General features: G+C 56.8%; 17 protein-coding genes and 2 pseudogenes. 11 read left to right on the plus strand and 8 right to left on the minus strand.

Features of this window, described 5'->3' with window-relative positions; all coding sequences use genetic code 11:
* The 6 genes and pseudogenes from AACY18_RS15145 to AACY18_RS15170 all read left to right on the plus strand — a co-directional run.
* Positions 1 to 826: pseudogene (locus AACY18_RS15145) on the plus strand (type VI secretion system Vgr family protein); the annotation flags it as partial.
* Positions 823 to 1,617 carry a DUF4123 domain-containing protein gene (locus AACY18_RS15150; protein ID WP_339465276.1) on the plus strand — a complete coding sequence of 265 codons (795 nt, stop codon included), beginning with the start codon at positions 823 to 825 and terminating at the stop codon, positions 1,615 to 1,617. The pseudogene AACY18_RS15145 and the gene AACY18_RS15150, both read left to right, overlap by 4 nt.
* On the plus strand, positions 1,614 to 3,251 hold the full coding sequence (locus AACY18_RS15155; RefSeq protein ID WP_339465278.1) for a hypothetical protein: 1,638 nt from the start codon (positions 1,614 to 1,616) through the stop codon (positions 3,249 to 3,251). Before AACY18_RS15150 ends, AACY18_RS15155 begins: the two co-directional genes overlap by 4 nt.
* An 85-nt stretch (positions 3,252 to 3,336) precedes the next feature.
* Entirely contained in the window at positions 3,337 to 5,415 is a 2,079-nt protein-coding gene (locus AACY18_RS15160) for a hypothetical protein (RefSeq protein WP_339465279.1), read from the plus strand.
* A 164-nt stretch (positions 5,416 to 5,579) separates the two neighbouring features.
* Complete coding sequence (locus AACY18_RS15165; protein ID WP_339465334.1) at positions 5,580 to 6,479, plus strand: hypothetical protein; 900 nt, start codon at positions 5,580 to 5,582, stop codon at positions 6,477 to 6,479.
* 301 nt (positions 6,480 to 6,780) lie between these two features.
* Positions 6,781 to 6,990: pseudogene (locus AACY18_RS15170) on the plus strand (transposase); the annotation flags it as partial.
* Between the two features lie 25 nt (positions 6,991 to 7,015).
* Here AACY18_RS15170 and AACY18_RS15175 read toward each other — a convergent pair.
* On the minus strand, positions 7,016 to 8,191 hold the full coding sequence (locus AACY18_RS15175) for an aspartate aminotransferase family protein (RefSeq protein WP_339465280.1): 1,176 nt from the start codon (positions 8,189 to 8,191) through the stop codon (positions 7,016 to 7,018).
* A gap of 102 nt (positions 8,192 to 8,293) precedes the next feature.
* On the opposite strand from AACY18_RS15175, the gene AACY18_RS15180 reads away from it, so the two are divergent.
* Entirely contained in the window at positions 8,294 to 9,199 is a 906-nt protein-coding gene (locus AACY18_RS15180; protein ID WP_339465281.1) for a LysR family transcriptional regulator, read from the plus strand.
* A 233-nt stretch (positions 9,200 to 9,432) separates the two neighbouring features.
* Positions 9,433 to 9,948, plus strand: a complete 516-nt coding sequence (locus tag AACY18_RS15185) for a hypothetical protein (RefSeq protein ID WP_339465283.1) — start codon at positions 9,433 to 9,435, stop codon at positions 9,946 to 9,948.
* Position 9,949: 1 nt separating this feature from the next.
* On the opposite strand, the gene msrA is transcribed toward AACY18_RS15185, so the two are convergent.
* The 3 genes from msrA to msrB are packed head-to-tail and all read right to left on the minus strand — an operon-like array spanning position 9,950 to position 13,040.
* Entirely contained in the window at positions 9,950 to 10,654 is a 705-nt protein-coding gene (gene msrA / locus AACY18_RS15190; RefSeq protein WP_339432133.1) for a peptide-methionine (S)-S-oxide reductase MsrA, read from the minus strand.
* A gap of 15 nt (positions 10,655 to 10,669) precedes the next feature.
* Complete coding sequence (locus AACY18_RS15195; RefSeq protein ID WP_339465285.1) at positions 10,670 to 12,478, minus strand: cytochrome c biogenesis protein DipZ; 1,809 nt, start codon at positions 12,476 to 12,478, stop codon at positions 10,670 to 10,672.
* 43 nt (positions 12,479 to 12,521) lie between these two features.
* Positions 12,522 to 13,040, minus strand: a complete 519-nt coding sequence (gene msrB, locus AACY18_RS15200) for a peptide-methionine (R)-S-oxide reductase MsrB (protein WP_339465287.1) — start codon at positions 13,038 to 13,040, stop codon at positions 12,522 to 12,524.
* 150 nt (positions 13,041 to 13,190) lie between these two features.
* Here msrB and AACY18_RS15205 point away from each other — a divergent pair, with 150 nt between their 5' ends.
* The 3 genes from AACY18_RS15205 (at position 13,191) to AACY18_RS15215 (ending at position 16,241) form a co-directional block, all read left to right on the plus strand.
* Complete coding sequence (locus tag AACY18_RS15205; protein ID WP_339432136.1) at positions 13,191 to 13,901, plus strand: response regulator transcription factor; 711 nt, start codon at positions 13,191 to 13,193, stop codon at positions 13,899 to 13,901.
* Entirely contained in the window at positions 13,898 to 15,418 is a 1,521-nt protein-coding gene (locus AACY18_RS15210) for a sensor histidine kinase (RefSeq protein WP_339465289.1), read from the plus strand. Before AACY18_RS15205 ends, AACY18_RS15210 begins: the two co-directional genes overlap by 4 nt.
* 118 nt (positions 15,419 to 15,536) lie before the next feature.
* Complete coding sequence (locus AACY18_RS15215) at positions 15,537 to 16,241, plus strand: hypothetical protein (protein WP_339432138.1); 705 nt, start codon at positions 15,537 to 15,539, stop codon at positions 16,239 to 16,241.
* 69 nt (positions 16,242 to 16,310) lie between these two features.
* On the opposite strand, the gene AACY18_RS15220 is transcribed toward AACY18_RS15215, so the two are convergent.
* From AACY18_RS15220 to cyoC, 4 genes are all read right to left on the minus strand, one after another.
* Positions 16,311 to 16,802 (minus strand): RidA family protein, encoded by a 492-nt coding sequence (locus tag AACY18_RS15220; protein WP_339432139.1) that lies wholly within the window; start codon positions 16,800 to 16,802, stop codon positions 16,311 to 16,313.
* A 221-nt stretch (positions 16,803 to 17,023) separates the two neighbouring features.
* Positions 17,024 to 17,911, minus strand: coding sequence for a heme o synthase (gene cyoE, locus AACY18_RS15225; protein WP_332766113.1), 888 nt, complete (start codon positions 17,909 to 17,911; stop codon positions 17,024 to 17,026).
* Between the two features lie 11 nt (positions 17,912 to 17,922).
* Positions 17,923 to 18,258, minus strand: a complete 336-nt coding sequence (cyoD, locus tag AACY18_RS15230) for a cytochrome o ubiquinol oxidase subunit IV (protein ID WP_221731491.1) — start codon at positions 18,256 to 18,258, stop codon at positions 17,923 to 17,925.
* A complete protein-coding gene (gene cyoC, locus AACY18_RS15235; RefSeq protein WP_221731492.1) occupies positions 18,258 to 18,881 on the minus strand; it encodes a cytochrome o ubiquinol oxidase subunit III in 624 nt (207 codons plus the stop codon). Before cyoC ends, cyoD begins: the two co-directional genes overlap by 1 nt.
* Positions 18,882 to 18,883: the final 2 nt, after the last annotated feature.

Below are 18,883 nucleotides of genomic sequence, written 5' to 3' on the forward strand. Positions count from 1 at the left end.
CCGGCGCCCAGTACGGCGGCATCGCCATCCCGCGCATCGGCATGGAAGTGCTCGTCACCTTCCTCGAAGGCGACCCCGATCAACCGCTGATCAGCGGCTGCCTGTACCACAAGGAAAACACCGTCCCCTACGCCCTGCCGGCGAACAAGACGCGCAGCACCTTCAAAACCCTGAGCTCGATGGGCGGTGGCGGCTTCAACGAACTGCGCATCGAAGACAAAAAGGCCAGGAACAGATCTTCCTGCACGCCCAGCGCGACTGGGACGAAAACATCGAGCATGACCAGAAGATCCGTGTCGGTAACGAACGCCACGACACCGTCGAGCAGAACAGCTACACGGAATTCAAGGCCGAAGAACACCACACGGTTTACGAAGACCGAAAAGTTGAAGCTCGGGCCAACGATCACCTGACCGTGGGCGTGAACCAGCACATCAAAATTGGGACTGGGCAGTTCATCGATGCCGGCCAGGAAATCCACCTAAGCAGCGGCATGAAAGTGGTGATGGAAGCCGGCGCCGAATTGACCCTGGTCGGTGGCGGCAGCTTTATCAAGATTGATGCCGGCGGCGTGACCATGAGCGGGCCGGTAATCAACATGAACTCAGGCGGTGGTCCGGGTAGCGGCACGGGCGCTGCCCCGTTGTTGCCGGGGCCGTTGAAGCAGGCGGATGCGGATAAGCCAGGCATGCTCCTGCAGCAGCGTCTGCGTGAAAATGTACCCATTGTGGAGCTTTGCCAAAAACCCAAAGGTGGGACGCCAATGGAGTGCCCATTGACAGATTGCCCCTGCCGGAAAGCATTGATGGCGGGAGCAAATACATGAGTATTTCGGTATTGCTGGAGCGCACGGACGATCTATTGGAAAAACTGTACCAACGCGTGCCCGATCCCAATCCAACGCTCTTGTTCGAATCGACCGAACTGCAAGAGTACACGGAGCAAAGTCCAATCTGGCTTGAGTCGGCATCCAGCGCTTTTATTATCGAACAAATGCGCGAGATACCTTCAGCATGGCCAGGGCTGATCATAGAAAGCCAGGCATCCAATGAAAATCTGTTGGCACACCTTCGGTATATTCTGTTTATACGTTTCGACACCGAGCGCAAAGGGGTGCTTCGTTATTCCAATCCAAGGACAGCGAGCTACTTCTTTACAGTTAAGGACGAGACGACTTCCGGCACCTGGATGGGTCCTATTAACCGGATGAACTGGTATGGCGGTACATGGTTCGACTTGGCAAACAATTCACTTCGCTGGTTCAGTGTAGAGAATGGGAATACGCGTGACTGGAAAGAAAACGACGGGCTGAACTCTCTGCATCTAGATGTGCTTCATGAACAAGCCTTGCAGCGGCAACAGAAAGAACATTTTGTCTATTTATGGTGGCACAAGCAGAGCAATGCGTCGCTGGCTGATGCAGCCCAATTCCTGGATGAAGGCATCGCGGATGGTTTCTTAGAGCCGCAAGAGTTGAACGAATACTTGTCGCTACGTGCCAGTTACCCGAACACACAAACTCCAATGGTTCCCAAGTGTGGTGGTGGCGAAGAACGCCTGGAACTTCTGCGGCAGTATCTAAGTAGCAATTTCGAGAACAAGGAGTCCCTGACATGAGTAAACCCGTTGGGAGCTTAAGCTCTGGCCCTGCTTGCGAAGCCTCCAAGGTGATCGTCCAAGTCATTGGCAAGGACCATCCTGCAACCCAGAAAGTAGTGTTGTGTGATCCTGCCGACAAAGTTCAGAAGGCACAGACGGAGCCGCCGGAAAAAGAAATTTGCAGCAGCGTTTTGCATGTATGGAATTGCACCGGTGAAGCCAAACGTAAACTTTGGCTGGAAATCGACTCAACGCAGGGTAAACCCATCCGGTTGCCCCTGCTTTCTGATGTTCGATCAACACCACGCGAATCCGACGTTCAGTGGAACCAACTCGTACCCGTTCTACCTTTCGTTTCGCTTCCCGGCTCAAAAAGTGCGTATGACTACGGTACCCCAGTGCTGGCTCGGGCAGGGTTCATCTATGTCTTTTACAAGGGCAAACTATGGCGTGAACTGGAAGTTCGAATCCTTGAAGGAAAAACGACGTATCACGACGTGGACATTGCTCACTACCGGCAAGGAAAGATATTTAAAACAGATGACCGAAAAGTCACTGGGGTGGCGCTGGAAGATATTTGGATACCTTCTCTCTGGAACAATCAGAAAGTGCGCGACCTACAGATGTGCTTTTCTGAAATACAACTGCACGCGGCTCGCCTACAACGCTTTGAAGAAGACAGCCGCTTGCGCAGCCAACGCTGCAGGAACCCGCAAAATCTGACTTGCTCCAACAAGAGCTTTAAAGATCTGTACACCGGTAAGCCCGATGGCAAGGCCATGCTTGAGGCATTTTCAAATTTCAATGTTCACAACTACGCCAATAGCACCGCAGCGGCGAAGGCCACCGTCGTCAAACGCAATCTCGAAAGCGGTTTCTTTCCAGTCAGCGTGGTAGCACCTCAACGATCGCGCGAGCCAGGCTATGAAGGACTACTCGATCATCCAGGCCGCTATCTGTGTGATCTCTCCGGACAATTCCCCGTTACAGCCAGTCAAAAAGCCAAAGCGTTCCTCCAGGCGTGTACCAAAGGCACATCAGAAAATAACGATCCAGTGCAGCGTACCGAATTGCTCGAGTTGAGTGCGGTAACTGACGCATTGGCTGCGTCAATGCCGGCACCAGCCGCCTCTGACAACAGGGAGGCGCCTACCGACGTATGGATAGCCCAAGCCAGCGTTGCAGATACGCTTGCCAAGGCAAGGCAACGGCAAATCTGTGGTGTACTGCTTGAGGATCCACGCTACCGACTCAGACATCTGAAGAGTCGTTTGGAAACCCATCAGGAACTGCTAAAACTTTGCGCACGTCATGCGACCCAACAAGCCAACCATGCCAGTGCCTTGCTCATACAACAGTTGGTAGTACCCAGTAATCTACAAGGTAAATCTAACCCGTTGCATGCAAGCCTTGAAAAAGTTGGCGGTACAGGAAAGCAGCGAATCAATCAGTGCACCGCCGTTCTGGAACGAACGATGGTGTGGCACCACATGAATAGTGCTCAGAATCTACTGACTGAAAGCTTGCAACAGGACATCACGCAACAAACCCTGGCCGATCATCTGAGTCTTGATGGCTTTGACTACTTGTCTGCCCTGTTCGTCATCAGCCAAACAATAGCTGCGCTTGCGGCCCCCCCCCTCGCGTCTTGATCCTCTGGCGCCAAGCGGTGACGTAGTCGATGCTGTGAGCGGTGTCACCCTGTACAGCCCTAAAGCCACACCGGGACAGCAGTGGTTGGCCACTTTGGCCAATAGCGCCGAAACGCCGTTACATCTTATGTTCTGGCCTGAATGCGATATGGAACGCGCCTGCAAACCCTATCAAGTGCCGCAGCCGGAAAAAAACAAAGGGGATGGAAAGTACCGCGCTTCTGAGCTAGCGAAACTCGAGAACAAAGAACCACCCGCTGCTGCCCAGCTAACCACTATGGATGCTGATATCGTGGCCAACCTTCTGGCTGGCGCCAGCCTCGATAGTTTTCTAATAACTAGCGGCAAGAATATGAGTAGCGCTCTTCTCGGCATCTACGACACGCTTCAATCGGCGGTGGAAAATGCGCTAGCTGCCACCCTGCCGTCGCGGGTGGCATTCAATCAGGCGTCAGCCGATGCCGGTGCAAGTAATGATGCCCGAAACCGGGCAAATGATCGGATGCAAAAGACACGTGATCGACTTGCGGAACGCGCGCGTCCCGTCAATGTGAAACTGCACGCACGAGGAGTGGAGCAGCTTCGCAGTATGATGCCGAACACATTCGGCCCCGCCTACTTCATGCGTCGAGGAGCCGTCACACAAAACTACTATCTCTTTGGTCTGGAAGATCTTCCCACCCGTGAATCTGTACCCGTAACGTACTACGGAGAGTTTCTGGACAATAAGGGGAAACTTTTAGGCAGCACAGATCGAACGCGTTTGCCTGAAGCCGGCGTCGTAAGCTCCGAACATTTGGTGCTGGCAATCCCGCGCAATCATAGTACTGCGCAGTTAGTCAGAAACATGAACCAGCAACTTAAGGCGGCCCAACTTTCCAATGCGGCATCCGATGCAGCGAATGCACGAGTCGTACAGACCGGATCCGCTCTCACTGATGCAGTGGATCAGCACAGAACTCGCAATAACGCCCCCACATTCCGAATTTTAAATTCCCGCCCGTTCTCAATAGCAGTACTGATGCTTGAAATGTGGAATGTGAATGCAGAGTTTCAAGGAAGGGAGGCTGCTAGCAGAGAGAAAAACAAAAACCGAGTCCGATTGGGGGTTTTGGCTGCTGGAATAGACCTGATAATCGCAATGGAGTCATTGACTATAAAACTGGTGGGGACCCAATCCGCGCTAGCGTTAGCCCGAAAACCGATTTACGACTTGGCAGACAGCAATGTAAAAAGGTGGATCGGCAAAGCCCTGACTGAACGACTAACACAAAAAATCACGGCTCGATTGATCACACAATCATTCTCAGGAATCATTTTTGCTGGCATAAGCCTTTACGATGCCTGGTATGCTTGGCAATGGAATGACAATGCGATGTATGGATACTTGCTGATGGCTGGCGGTGCCGCAGCTGGTGTGGTTGCCGGAATGGCAACGGGTGCGGCGAGTGCTGGTCCGGTGCTCGGATTGACCCCTTTGGGTTGGCTGGCGCTCTTGCTCATCGGCACTGGAGCAAGCTTAGTACTTTGGCTCAGTAGCACTCCATTGGAGGATTGGCTCCTGAACGGCCCTTTTGCATCGGAGGGTGAGGACAACGCCAAGCATCTTAAAGATCCGCAAGAGGCTTTTTATCGATTGATCGGGTTGCTTTCCGGCATCGGAATTTCGGTGAAACAAAACACGCTTTATGATCCCAACGCAAAACTTGACATACATTCGGAAAACCCTTTTGAAGTCCGGAGCGCCAACACTCTGATTCGTATCGAAAGCAGACTGCCCGGGCTTATTGGAAGCATAGGCAGTATTGGAATTCAGGCCGAGTGTCGAATGCGTGAAGTGGTGACTACTAATTTTCGCGGTTCGCCAATATCAACTCAGAAAAACGTATCTGGAAGCCCTCCAGTTTACAAAGCACAGCGTATATACATGGATGCGCTGGAGCTGTACGTTGATACTCCAAAAATGATCATCACACCCAAAAAGTCAACGGGGTTCGAATGGGCTGTACGTGCGCAGTTCGTTTTAAAAAACCAGTCTGAAACACGTTACTTTCCAGCACCCGGTGTAAAAGACCCTACTCGTTTTAGCGCAGCGTATGCCAAGGCAGACTTTAACAAAACCAACCGCCCGTTCTGGGCCGACGAGCAGACGAACAAGGCCTGAACATGTCAAAAGACGCTGAACTGCAGCTTTACTACTCTAAAGACGCTTACCGGGCGGACCTCATACCCGTGCAAGCAGATTCAGCGAAGCGTAGCCCCCTTCACAAACTTACCGGCACGCGCTTGCCTTGGGGTTACACGCAAGATGTGGTTCCAGAAAACATAATGGAAGATCCAAAACCAGAAAGTATGCGTTTTTGGGAGCAATGGGAGAAAGAAAAGGCAGAGATGAAAGCGAATGGGAAATACGTGCCACGCCCATTCGAAGATGTGGAACTGCACTGTAAATATGATCATGTGCGATTCCGGTTCGCTCAATTGCCCTTTCGATCTCAATTCTGGCTCTCGCTCAGAACTTTTTGCAAATGGGGATTGATCATTCTCCTCCCACTGTGTTTTTTGATTGACTTGCTATTTGAAATGGATTCATCTGAATTCCACATAAGAGAACTCACAAACAACTCCATCACATTACTCATTATAAAAACACTACTCCCACCCTGGTTAATTAGTAGCATCATTGTCAATTATTTTCCGAAAGTCTGGTTTCGACCTCCCAAAGCGCCACTATGGGAGTTGAATCGTGTCACAGGACAGGTGACTATTTTCAATAGCGCGCGTCCAAAAATACAAAGTCAAACCGCTGACATGGTTGCACCATTTCACGAATTCGATGCCTATATCGTAACTTCACCGGATCGCCAAGGGTTGCCCACGAATGGATTACAACTCGCTCATCGCTATAGTGATGCCACCATTAATCTAAGCGCCCTGATAACCCCTGACAATACGACACAAAGACCCTGTGCACTCTGGGACTTCTTGCAAAACTTTATGGACACCCAACGTCCACTGCCTGAAATCCCGCTGTATGAGCCCTACCGAAATCTGGATCCGACCACTTCTGAACATGATGTAAAAAATGGTCGACCAGCACGTTATTGGATCGATATGGACAACGATACCTTTAAAGCAAAGGTTAAGGAAATGCTTGGCAAAATCGACGCTATAGACACCTTGGATCGCCCGAACCTTATGGCAAAAGCAGTTAAATACGTTGATTAAACGGTGTTTGGTCGGGGAAAGGCCTTGGACGAAAGGCAGCCTATAAAGAATTCAAGTCGCTCCAAATTCAAATAGGGACGATCTGGCCGTTCGAGCACAATTCGTTCTTAAAACCGCCTCGGAAACACGCTACTTCCCGGCCCCCGGCGTAAAAAACCCCACACGTTATGGTCCGGAGTATGCGAAAGCGGACTTCGTAAAGACCAACCGGCCTTTCTGGGCTTACCCCCCGGTGTCAGGATAGTTTTCGCCTCTCCGGTTTCTCCAAAAAAAGCATATCGGGGGCGGAAAGAGACTGGTCGTGCCGTACTATTCACCTGAACGCAGAGCCGCATTACTTAAGATGCTGCTTCCCCCGCTGAACCTGTCGATGGCCGAGGTTTCCCGGCGAGAAGGGGTCAGCGAAATGTCTTTGTCCAACTGGCGCAAGCAGCTCAGTTCTGAAGGAAATGCAGTGTCTGAAAACAAGCCGTTGACCGAGAACGGTATACAATCGCGGAAGGCCAAATTTGTATCGTCATGTGCAGATATCACTACTAAGAATCAAGCCCCACCGCCTGCCCCACACCTCTGACAATCATATCCACCTCCCGCTCATCAATCGTCAGCGGCGGCAGCAGCCGTATGGTCTTGCCGCGCGTGACGTTGATCAGCAGCCCGTGATCGCGCGCAGCGATCAATGTCAGATCGCGAATCGGCTGTTTCAGTTCGATACCGATCATCAAGCCCTGCCCACGAATGGCCAGCACATTGGGGTTGTCCGCCAGCTCTGCGCGTAACCGAGTTAACAGCCGCTCGCCCTGAATACGGGCGTTCTCCAGTAACCCCTGTTCTTCGATGATATCCAGCACCGTGCAAGCAACACGGCAAGCCAACGGATTACCGCCAAACGTGCTGCCATGGCTGCCCGGGGTGAATAGATCTGCCGCCCGGCCCCGGGCCAGGCAAGCGCCAATCGGCACGCCATTGCCCAAGCCTTTTGCCAGCGTCATGACGTCCGGAACGATGCCCTCATGCTGAAAAGCAAACCACTGGGCGGTGCGGCCGATGCCTGTCTGAATCTCATCGAGCATCAGCAGCCAGGCGTGGTTATTACAGATTTCGCGCAGGGCCTTGAGGTAACCGGGTGGCGCGAGTTGTACGCCGCTTTCGCCTTGAATCGGCTCGACCAGAATCGCCACGATCCGCTCGCCGTGCTTGCGCTGAATGTGCTCCAGTGCCGCCAGATCACCGAACGGCACTTTGACGAAGTCCCCCGGCAATTCATTGAAGCCCAGGCGCACTGCCGGGCCATCGCTGGCGGACAACGTGCCGAGAGTGCGGCCATGGAAAGCGTTGGCCATCACCACCACCAGCGGCTGCTCGATACCTTTGCGCCAGCCATACAACCGCGCGAGTTTCAACGCCGTCTCGTTGGCCTCGGCGCCAGAGTTATTGAAGAACGCCCGCTCCATTCCCGACAGCTCCGTCAGCCGTTTTGCAAGCTGTTGCTGCCAGTCGATGCTGTACAGGTTGGAGGTGTGCAGCAGCAGACCGGCCTGCTCGCTGATCGCCGAAACGATTCGTGGATGCGAGTGGCCGACATTGGTCACCGCCACACCAGCGACCGCATCCAGATACTCGCGGCCGGCCTGATCCCACAGTCGGGTGCCCAGTCCTTTAGTGAAACTCAGGGCCAGTGGTTGGTAGGTGTTCATCAGGGCGGCGGTCATGACTTCAAACTCCAGTGAAGGTCGGTGTGTTTGCAGTATGGTTAGCCACCAGAACTGGATAAACTCGGTAAAACTTAAATCATTTAAAAGCAGAGCTTGATAATGGATCTGTTCCAGTCGATGAGCGTCTACGTCAAAGTCGTCGAAGCGGGGAGCATGACGGCAGCCGCGTTGCAGTGCGACATGTCGACGACGATGGTCGGCAATCATCTGCGAGCACTGGAGCAACGGCTCGGCGTACAACTGCTGCAACGCACCACCCGGCGCCAGCGACTGACCGAGTTCGGCAGCGTTTACTACCAGCGTTGCCTGGATGTGTTGGGGCTGGTGGCGGACTCTGAGCGTCTCGCCGAGCAGGCTCTGGACGAACCCCGCGGCATCTTGCGCATCACAGCTCCGCTGACCTTCGGCGTTGAACGCATGGCCCCGGCGCTCAGTGAGTTTTCCCTGCAATGGCCAAAGGTCAAACTCGACGTGGTGCTGACCAACAGCCGCCCGGATCTGCTGGAAAACGGCCTCGACGTCGCTTTCCGGCTGGGCAACTTCGAGCAGTCCAACCTGATTGCGCGGCCATTGATCGATTACACCCTGACGGTCTGCGCGTCGCCCGACTATGTGGCACGGCGCGGCATGCCGCTGACGCCGCAAGACCTGCAACAGCATGACTGTCTGTCCTTCGCCTACCCCACCGGGGATGACTGGCAATCGGTGGAAAAACGTTGGCGCCTCAGCGGCCCGGACGGCGAAATCATGGTCGACGTCAGCGGGCCGATGCTGATCAACAGCTCCGCCGGCCTGCATCAGGCGGCGCGCAACGGCATGGGCATCGTGATGCTGCCCGATGCGTTGGTGGAGCAGGATCTGCGCGATGGCAGACTGATCACGGTAATCCCCGACTACCAACCGCCCAGCCGCCCGTTACATCTGCTGTATGCCCCGGATCGCTATCGCCTGCCCAAGCTGCGGCGCTTCGTCGAATTCGCGATGCGGGCATGGGGCAGACCCTGACTCCCGGCACCATCAAACAGATTCCCGCGGGTCCTTTGCGCAGCTGATCGAAAACTCTCAATGCACCGCTGTCGCGCTGTACTACGGGCAGATCATCGGCTTCGCGCGAGGCATTACCGACAGTTTGGGGGGGGAAACGTCGCTGATTGTCATGGAGCGCCCGCGATTGAAATAACCGTCAAGCACGATGACAACGGCTATGATCCTCCTTTTTCCAGCACGGACGCTGCGCGATGCTCGCCATTTTGCAAAACACCCCGCTGTGGGTTTACGTGGTTTTTGTGATCCTGATGTATTACGGCCTGAAGGCTCGCAAGCCTCAGCACGAGAGCCGGTTATCTCTACTGTCGACTCCATTGGCGCTGCTGGTCTGGTCGCTGTTTTCGCTGAACCTGTCAGTTGATCCCGGTTTTACGCTGGGCGGCTGGTTTATCGCTTTGACCCTCGGCGCCCTGTCGGCATGGCTGATTTTTTCCCGCGAGGGCGTGAAGCTCGACGACCCGGAAACCGGATTGGTTGTGCCGGGCACCTGGAAAGCGCTGATGTTGTTGCTGCTGTTTTTTGCGGTGAACTACTACTTCGGCTATCAGGATGACGTGCACCCGGAACACAGCACGGCTGCGGACATGTTGTTGCTCAAGGCCGCAGCGTCCGGTTTTGTCTGCGGACTGATCAGCACCCGCTCGCTGAAGTTCTATTGGCTGCTGCGAACGCTTCAGGCACAACGCCCGTCTTTGGGCGCTCAATGATTCAGGAACCGCTCTTTACCAACACCGGTTTCTCCTGATATCGCTCCCCGAACAACTGCTTCAACTGCGCCACTTTCGGCATGTCGTTGATCACGATGTACGGGTAGCTCGGGTGCTCGGTCAGGAAGTCCTGGTGATAGTCCTCCGCCGGGTAGAAGCCGTTGTAGCTTTCAAGCCTGGTGACGATGGGTTTGCTGAAGACATGGGCCGCGTCGAGTTGAGTGATGTAGGCCTGCGCGACCTTTTGCTGATCAGCGTTGACCGGGAACAGTGCCGAACGGTATTGAGTGCCGCTGTCCGGGCCTTGGCGATTGAGTTCGGTCGGGTTGTGCGCCACCGAGAAGTAGATCTGCAACAGATTGCCATAGCTGACCTGCGTCGGGTCGAAGGTGACTTGCACCGATTCTGCGTGGCCGGTATCGCCGCCGCTGACTCGCTCGTATTCAGCGGTATTGGCCGCGCCACCGGCGTATCCCGAAACCGCTTTCTGCACGCCTTTTACATGCTGAAAAACACCCTGAACGCCCCAGAAACAACCGCCCGCGAATACAGCGGTTTCACTGTGAGCCTGTGTGACTTCGTCGAGGGTGGGCGGTGGAATGACCACCGCGTCTTCGCCGCCAAAGGAGAAGGCTGAACATTGGCCGATCACCCCGGCCACCGCGACACCCAACAACACTCGACGCCAGCTCATTTGATTTTTCATGTCCGTGACTCCTGATCAACCGAAGGTAAAGGCGTAGGCCGACACGCCGGGGTCGAGAAATTCGATGCTGAAAGTTCGATCCTTCACGCCGCCGGACTGGCGCACCAACTGATACAAGCGCTGTTCAGTGACCTGGCCAGAGCCATCCGGGGAGACATCGACGCCGTGCGCTTGACCCGGTGCCTGACCATCAATCGACACTTTGAAACGCACCGGTTTGCCATCCGCACCCGGCCCGAGCACCAGATGCAGGTCGCGGGCATGGAAGCGGTAAACGATGCGGCTGGCCGTTGCACCGGCAGTGGCGCGTTCGGCACCGACGTTCCATTGGCCGCCGAGACTCCAGTCATTCAGGGCCAGATGGGGCGGTGGGGTGTAGGCCGAAACTTTGTCTGGAACAACGCTGAGTTGCGGCACGAAATGTTCTGCACGCTGGTAGCCGATATACGTTTCCGGCGATTGCACTTCGTTCATGTCCGGCGCCTGTTGCACGCCTTTGGCGTCGGCATTGATCAAACCATCGGCGACGGTTTTCGAACCGGCTTCACGCAACAGTTGCTGAATGACGCGTTCCGACTCGGCGTAAGCCCCTTCGCCAAAGTGGTGGTAACGAATCCGTCCCTGAGCGTCAGCAAAGTAATGTGCGGGCCAGTATTCGTTATTGAAGGCGCGCCAGATCTTGTAGTCGTTATCGATGGCCACCGGGTAGTTGATGCCCAGTTCCTTCATGGCTTTGGTGACATTGCCGACATCGCGCTCGAAGGCGAATTCCGGCGCGTGTACGCCGATGACCACCAAGCCTTGATCGCGATACTTTTCAGCCCAGGCTTTGACGTAGGGCAGCGTGCGCAGGCAGTTGATGCAGGAGTAGGTCCAGAAATCCACCAGCACCACTTTGCCCTTCAATGCCTGAGCGTCCAAGGGCGGCGAGTTGAGCCATTGCACTGCGCCATCGAGCGGCGGCAACCGGCCTTCGACCGGCAAGGTTGCCGGGGCCTTTGCGGCCATTTTCATCGCGCCACCGGTGGCCATCATGCTGCCGTTGGCCGCGTCATCTTGCGCCGGAATCTGCGCCATCATCGTGCCGTTCGGGCTTGCAGGTTTGCCCGACAGTTTGCCGACCAAAGCCTGTTCCAATCCGCCAGTGGATGCCGTTGAAAGCCGCGCGAGAATTCCGGTATCCAGCCCCAGCGCAATCGCCGCCACGCCGGCCAGCATCAGCGCGCCCAGGCCTCGACGGATCCACTCACCGGTGCCGATCGAGCGCTTCATCAGCGCAAACACCTTAGCGCCCAGCAGGAGAGCGGCCGCCAGCGAGGTGGCGGCCCCCGCCGCGTAGGCGAGCAACAACAGCGTGGTGGCGATGCTTGCCCCTTGCAGCGCGGCGCCGGTCAGAATCAGCCCCAGAATGGGGCCTGCGCAGGGTGCCCAGAGCAGCCCCGTGGCAACGCCGATCAGAAACGAAGCGCCGGGACGCGGGCGATTGTCCTGGCCGGCAGCCTCTGACAGACGACTGCCGGCCGAAACCAGCGGACGGGTCAGACGTTCGGTCACTCGCGGCAGCAGCAACGTCAGTCCGAACAGTGCAACGAACAGCAACGCGAGCCAGCGACCGTACTGATTGACTTGCACCACCCAACCGCCGCCCACCGCCGCCAACGAGGCGACGAGCGCAAAGGTGACCGCCATCCCCGCCAGCAGCGGCAAGCCACTCTTGATAAACGGCTGCCCGGTGCGAGCGAAGACAAAAGGCAGAACCGGCAGGATGCAAGGGCTGACGATCGTCAGCACACCACCGAGATAAGCGAGAACCAAGAGCCACATAGTGTCGTCCTGTTTGAAGTGAAGAGCGCAAACGTGCCATGGCTCAGGCCGCCACAGCGTTGAAGGTCATCGCCAGGCCATTCATGCAGTAACGCAGCCCGGTGGGTTGCGGCCCGTCATCGAAAACATGTCCCAAATGACCGCCACAGCGTCGACAGTGAACCTCTTCGCGAGCCATCCCGAAGGAGCGGTCCTGGCGCGTGGCCACGGCCTGTTCAAGCGGTGCCCAGAAACTGGGCCAACCGGTGTGGCTGTCGAACTTGGTCGCGGATGAAAACAGCGCCAGATCGCACCCGGCACAGGCAAAGGTGCCCGCGCGATGTTCATTGTTCAGAGGGCTGGTGTAGGCGCGTTCGGTGCCGTCTTCACGCAGGATCCGGTACTGCTCGTCAGTCAGGATCGAGTGCCATTCGCTGTCGCTGTGAGTCACTTCAAAGGCTTCATCAGCCTGTGCCTCGCTGATCAGCGGTACGTCAGTCGACAATTTTGGCAATACACCGATTACCAGGGCTGCAAGCCCCAGCCCGCCGCCCGCTACGAGAATCTGCCGCCGTGAAAACATGGCCGTCTCCAAAATTTCAGGTACCTATCTTGGAACACAGCCTAGGCTTGGGTTGATCGCCAAATCCTCACGGGAAGTTAACGAATTCGTGATAACTCGCCTTGAGGAAAACCCGCACAATGCGCTCATTGCGCCGAAGGATTGAGCTCCATGGAACAAACCAAACGCATCCTGGTGGTCGAGGATGACCAACACATCGCCGACCTGATCTGCCTGCATCTGCGCGATGAGCAATACGACGTTGTACACAGCGCCGACGGCGATGAGGGCATGCGCCTGCTGGAGCGAGGGCACTGGGATGCGCTGGTCCTCGACCTGATGCTGCCGGGCGTCGACGGTCTGGAAATCTGCCGCCGCGCCCGTGCCATGGCGCGCTACACACCGATCATCATCACCAGCGCCCGCTCCAGCGAATTGCACCGCATTCTTGGCCTGGAACTGGGCGCCGACGACTACCTCGCCAAACCGTTCTCGATGCTGGAGCTGGTCGCGCGGGTCAAAGCCCTGCTGCGCCGGGTCGATGCCATGGCGCGCAACCTGAAAATGGATGCCGGTCGCCTGAGCCTCGACGGCCTGAGCATCGACCCGATCACCCGCGAAGTCACCCTCGATGCTCAGCGACTGGACCTCACGCCACGGGAGTTCGATTTGCTGTATTTCTTCGCCCGGCAACCGGGCAAAGTGTTTTCGCGCATGGACCTGCTCAACGCCGTGTGGGGTTACAGCCACGAAGGTTACGAACACACCGTCAACACCCACATCAATCGCCTGCGGGCGAAGATCGAAAAAGACCCGGCGCAACCCTCGCGCATCCTCACCGTGTGGGGCCGCGGCTATAAATTCGGTATCGAGCAGCCATGAAACTGACCCTGACGCAGCGCCTCTCGCTGGTATTCGCCGTGTTGTTGCTGGTGTGCGGTGGTACATCGGCATGGCTGCAAGTGCGTTCCAGCCAGATGCATGAGCTGGAGGTGGTGCAAGGGCTGTCGCGGGATCTGGCGCGCCACATCGCCCATGACACTGTACTCATGGACAGCAACGGTTTGATGCCTGGCGCCGTGCGGGAACTGTTCAGCCAACTGATGCTGGTCAACCCGAGTGTCGAGGTGTATCTGCTCGATACCGAGGGACGCATTGTCGGTAACGCGGCGCCCGAGGGCCGGATGCGGCGAGACAACGTCGACCTCGCGCCGATCCGCCAACTGCTCAACGGCCAGCCACTGCCAATCCTCGGCGATGACCCGCGCAGCGTCGATGGGCGCAAGGTCTTCAGCGCCGCGCCATTGCAGGTCAATGGCAAAGCCGCCGGCTATCTGTACGTGGTGTTGCTCAGCGAGGAACACGACCGTTACGCCGAACGCGGCGCCACCAGCGCCGCGCTGAACACGGCGTTGCTGTCCATCGCCGTGGTCGCGTTGCTGTGCCTGATTGCCGGTCTCACCGCGTTCAACCTGATCACCCGGCCACTGCGACGGTTGACCGATACCGTCAGCCGCTTCGACATCGACGGTGCGCCGCCCCCCTTGCCCGCCACGTCGACACCGGTGGACAAAAGCACTGATGCGGATGAGATCGCCATACTCGATGCCACCTTCCGGCACATGCAAAACCGTCTCGGTGAGCAGTGGCGTTCATTGACTCGTCAGGATCAGGAGCGCCGCGAACTGGTGGCCAATATTTCCCACGACCTGCGCACACCATTGGCCTCGCTGCATGGCTATCTGGAAACCCTGTCGCTCAAGGACGCCACGCTGTCCCCCGAAGATCGGCGGCGTTACCTGGGCATCGCCCTCGATCAAAGCCGCAAGGTCGGCGGGCTGGCGCAATCGCTGCTGGAACTGGTGCGCCTGGAACACGGTTTTGTGCAGCCGGTGCTGGAGCGCTTTTCCCTGATCGATCTGGTGCAGGACATCTTCCAGAAATTCGAACTCAGCGCCGAAGCGCGGCAGGTCGAACTCAAGGCCGGTTTCGTACCGAACCTGCCCACCGTCTGGGCTGACCTGGGACTGATCGAACGGGTGCTGACCAATCTGGTGGACAACGCTTTGCGCCATACCCCTCAGGGTGGCGAGATCGAACTCGACCTGAAGTTCCAGGGCTCAGGCGTCGACGTGACCGTGAGCGACACCGGCCCCGGCATCGCGCCCGAACTGCGCGAAGGTTTGTTCCTGCGCCCGTTCAATATCGGCGGCTCACGACGCGACGGTGGCTTGGGACTGCGCATCGTGCACCGCATCCTGCAACTGCATGGCCGCCAGATTCAGTTGGTGGACGTCACCGGACGCGGTGCGACGTTCCACTTTTCCTTGCCGGTCGATCAGCAAACCGCCGAGCAATGGCTGGCGCAGTCGATGAATCGTAACCACGCGGACAAATAGTTGAGACCATCGGCCCGTTGCTCCGTGACAACGCCGCCCTGCTCCCCTAAATTAGGCGGCCTGAAAAAGACCTCGCGCTTTCTCATCTCAACTCAAGTTAAAAAGTAGTGAAATTTCAATGTCCGATTTCAACACCGCTGAATCCGTAGTCACCGAATCGTCCAAAGCGGAATACGAAAACTCCATCAATCTTTCACAACACCTTCCACAAGCCAAAATCATCAGCGAGATGGTGCTGGACGCGTTTCAGTCGAGCCGCGAGAGCGACCAGATCCGCGAGCTGCGCACCGCGATCCGTCAGGCTCACGACAGCTTCGATGACGACAAGGCCTACGAGCTGATGGGCGAACTCAAGCGCCTGAAGGACGCCGAGGCCGCCGACATCGCCGCCCTCGAAGACCTGAGCAGCCAGTTTTCGATCAGCCGCATCCTGTCCAGCTTCAAGGACGATCCGGCGTTTCAGGAAATCGTCTACGGCCTCGCCCTCAAAGTGCTGAACCAGACGCATCAGGCCATCAGCAACCCGAGTGGCGGCAAGAGCAAAGCCGCGCGCGCCAGGAAAGAAGTCGAAATCTTCACCATCAGCAAGGACGGCATCAGTGTGACCCTGCCGCTGCGCACACCGCGCTCGCGCCTGAACGTTGACCGTGAAGCGCTGGAGTTCCTGGGTTTCACCTTCGTCGGTGAAGGTGAAGAAGCCGAACTCGATGGCGAAACCTTCGTCGACAACGCCGGCACCGAACACGCCGTCAACCGCAAGAACATCATCACCGCTCTGCAACAGCAGACCGCGTTCGATGGCTACAGCATCGCCGCGCAGTAATACGGCAACGCTTGCGAAAAAGCCCCGCACTGAGATTCAGGCGGGGCTTTTTGTTGTCCGGCGCGCAGGTTATGCGTCCGAGTGCAACGCGGCAATCATGTCGACCTCAATCGCCGCGTTCTTGGGCAACTGATAGACACCGACCGTGGTGCGTGTATGCCGGCCGGCATCACCGAGCACGTGACTGAACACATCGGATGCACCGTTGGCCACTTCGCTCAGGTCAACAAAGTCCGCCGTGGACTTCACGTACACCGTGACCCGCAACAACGCCTTGATCTTGTCCAGCGACCCTACCGCATCGACGATCAGTGCCAGGCAACGCATCGCACTGATGCTCGCGGCGGCCTGCGCATCCTCGAGCGTCAACTCCAGGCCAACCCGACCGGGGTACTGAATCTTGCCGTTAGTGCGCGGCACCATGCCGCTGATGTACAGCTCATCATGATGACGGATCAGCGGCGCGTAATTGCCGCCGGCAGTGTTCTCGCCGTAGATGTCGTAGTTGAGCGCTTGTGCCAGGCCAATGAAGCGTTCGTCGCAGGTCATCCTCTCGGTCATTTCGCCCAGCCTTTTGATTGATGCGTGAATAACAGTCGAGACCTGCGCATGGCATGGCGCTATCACTGTCATGGTTGGATCCAAATCTAGGGGTTTTGGACTCCAGTCGCAACCCTCACTCTCTCCCGGAAGTAATGGGTTGGGTGAGGGGACCTTACGACGAGCAACAAAAAACCCCGCACATCTCTCGATGGCGGGGTTTCTTGTACAACCTGTAAACCTTACGGCGCGTACGTCAGCAACAGCTCGCTCGGCACCTTGAAGTCCAGGGACATCATGACGCTCAACGCGGTGATGGTGAAGATCGAGAACACAAACAGCTTGCGTGCCCAGACCGTGTCATCCACCGCTTTGTAGCCGGTCCAGGCCATGTACAACCAGTACATGCCCATGGCCGCGGCAACGGCGAGGTAGCTCATGCCGGCATAGCCGCTGAAGGTCAGCATCAAGGTCGCCACGAGGAACGCCAGGATGTAGAGCAGGATGTGCTTCTTGGCCACTTGAATCCCGCGCTTGACCGGCAACACCGGAATCGATGCGGCCAGGTAATCGTTGAAGCGGAAGATCGCGATGGCGTAGGAATGCGGCATCTGCCACAGGCTGAACATCACCAGCAGCGTCAGTGCGGCCATGTCGAAGCTGTTGGTCACAGCAACATAGCCAATCACCGGCGGCATCGCGCCCGACAGACTGCCCACCAGCGTGCCGTGAACCGACTTGCGCTTGAGGTACAGGCTGTAGAAGCCGACGTAGATCACGAAGCCGATGACCGCGAACAAAGCGGCCAACGGGTTGGCCACCTTGTACAACAATGCAACGCCGAGAACACCCAGGATGGTCGCGTAGACAAGGGCCAGTTTCAGGGAGATCAAGCCCTGGACCAGCACCCGGTTCTTGGTGCGTTCCATCTTCAGGTCGATGTCGCGGTCGATGCAGTTGTTGAACACGCAACCGGAGGCGACAACCAGGGAAGTGCCGATCATGGCGGCCAGAAACACCGCCAGATCTACATGCCCTTTCGAGGCCAGGAAGAACCCGCCTGCCACAGAAAGCACGTTACCGAAAATGATCCCCGGTTTGGTGATTTGGATAAAGTGCTTGAGCGACATCGGGTCTTACCTCACTTCGCCATCATGTAGGTGTGGATGCTGAACATGATCCACAGCGACAGGCCAACCAGCAGCACGATCACGATCGCGGCGAACACGAAGGCAATCACGTTGTTACGTTGCGCAGCCGAACGATCCAGGTGCAGGAAGTACACGAGGTGGACAACCACTTGAATCACGGCGAAAGCCAGAACGATCATCAGCGTGATCGACTTCGGCAGCGACGGGTACATCACCAGCGCAAACGGAATCGCCGTCAGGATCACCGACAGGATAAAGCCGATTGCGTAGGACTTGACGCTGCCGTGGCTGTCGTCGTGGCTGTCATGGGAGTGTGCGTTAGCCATTACAGGGTCCCCATCAGGTAAACAACGGTGAATACGCAGATCCACACCACGTCCAGGAAGTGCCAGAACAGGCTCAGGCAGCTCAGACGGGTCTTGTTGGTCGCCGTCAGGCCGTGCTTGTTGACCTGGTACATCATGATGCCCATCCAGATCAGACCCGCGGAAACGTGCAGACCGTGAGTACCGACCAGGGTGAAGAACGCGGACAGGAAGCCCGAACGGCTAGGACCGAAGCCCTCGGAGATCAGCAGGTGGAACTCGTTGATCTCCATGGCGATAAAGCCAGCGCCGAGCAGGAAGGTCATGAACAGCCAACCCAGAACCTGCTGCTTTTTACCTTTGTACAACGCCAGCATGGCGAAGCCGTAGGTGATCGAACTGAACAACAGCAGAGCGGTTTCGCCCAGCACGTAGGGCAGTTCGAAGATGTCGTGGCCGGCTGGGCCACCGGCAACGTTGTTTACCAGTACCGCGTACACCGCGAAGATCGACGCAAACAGAATGCAGTCGGTCATCAGGTAGAGCCAGAAACCGTATACGGTCATCTCGCCCGAATCGTGGTGATGGTCATCGTGCCCATGGTCACCATGGGCGTGTCCAGCATTGGTCACTAAATTCGACATGG

This window comes from Pseudomonas sp. EA_65y_Pfl2_P74, assembly GCF_963970575.1.
GTDB lineage: Bacteria > Pseudomonadota > Gammaproteobacteria > Pseudomonadales > Pseudomonadaceae > Aquipseudomonas > Aquipseudomonas baetica_A.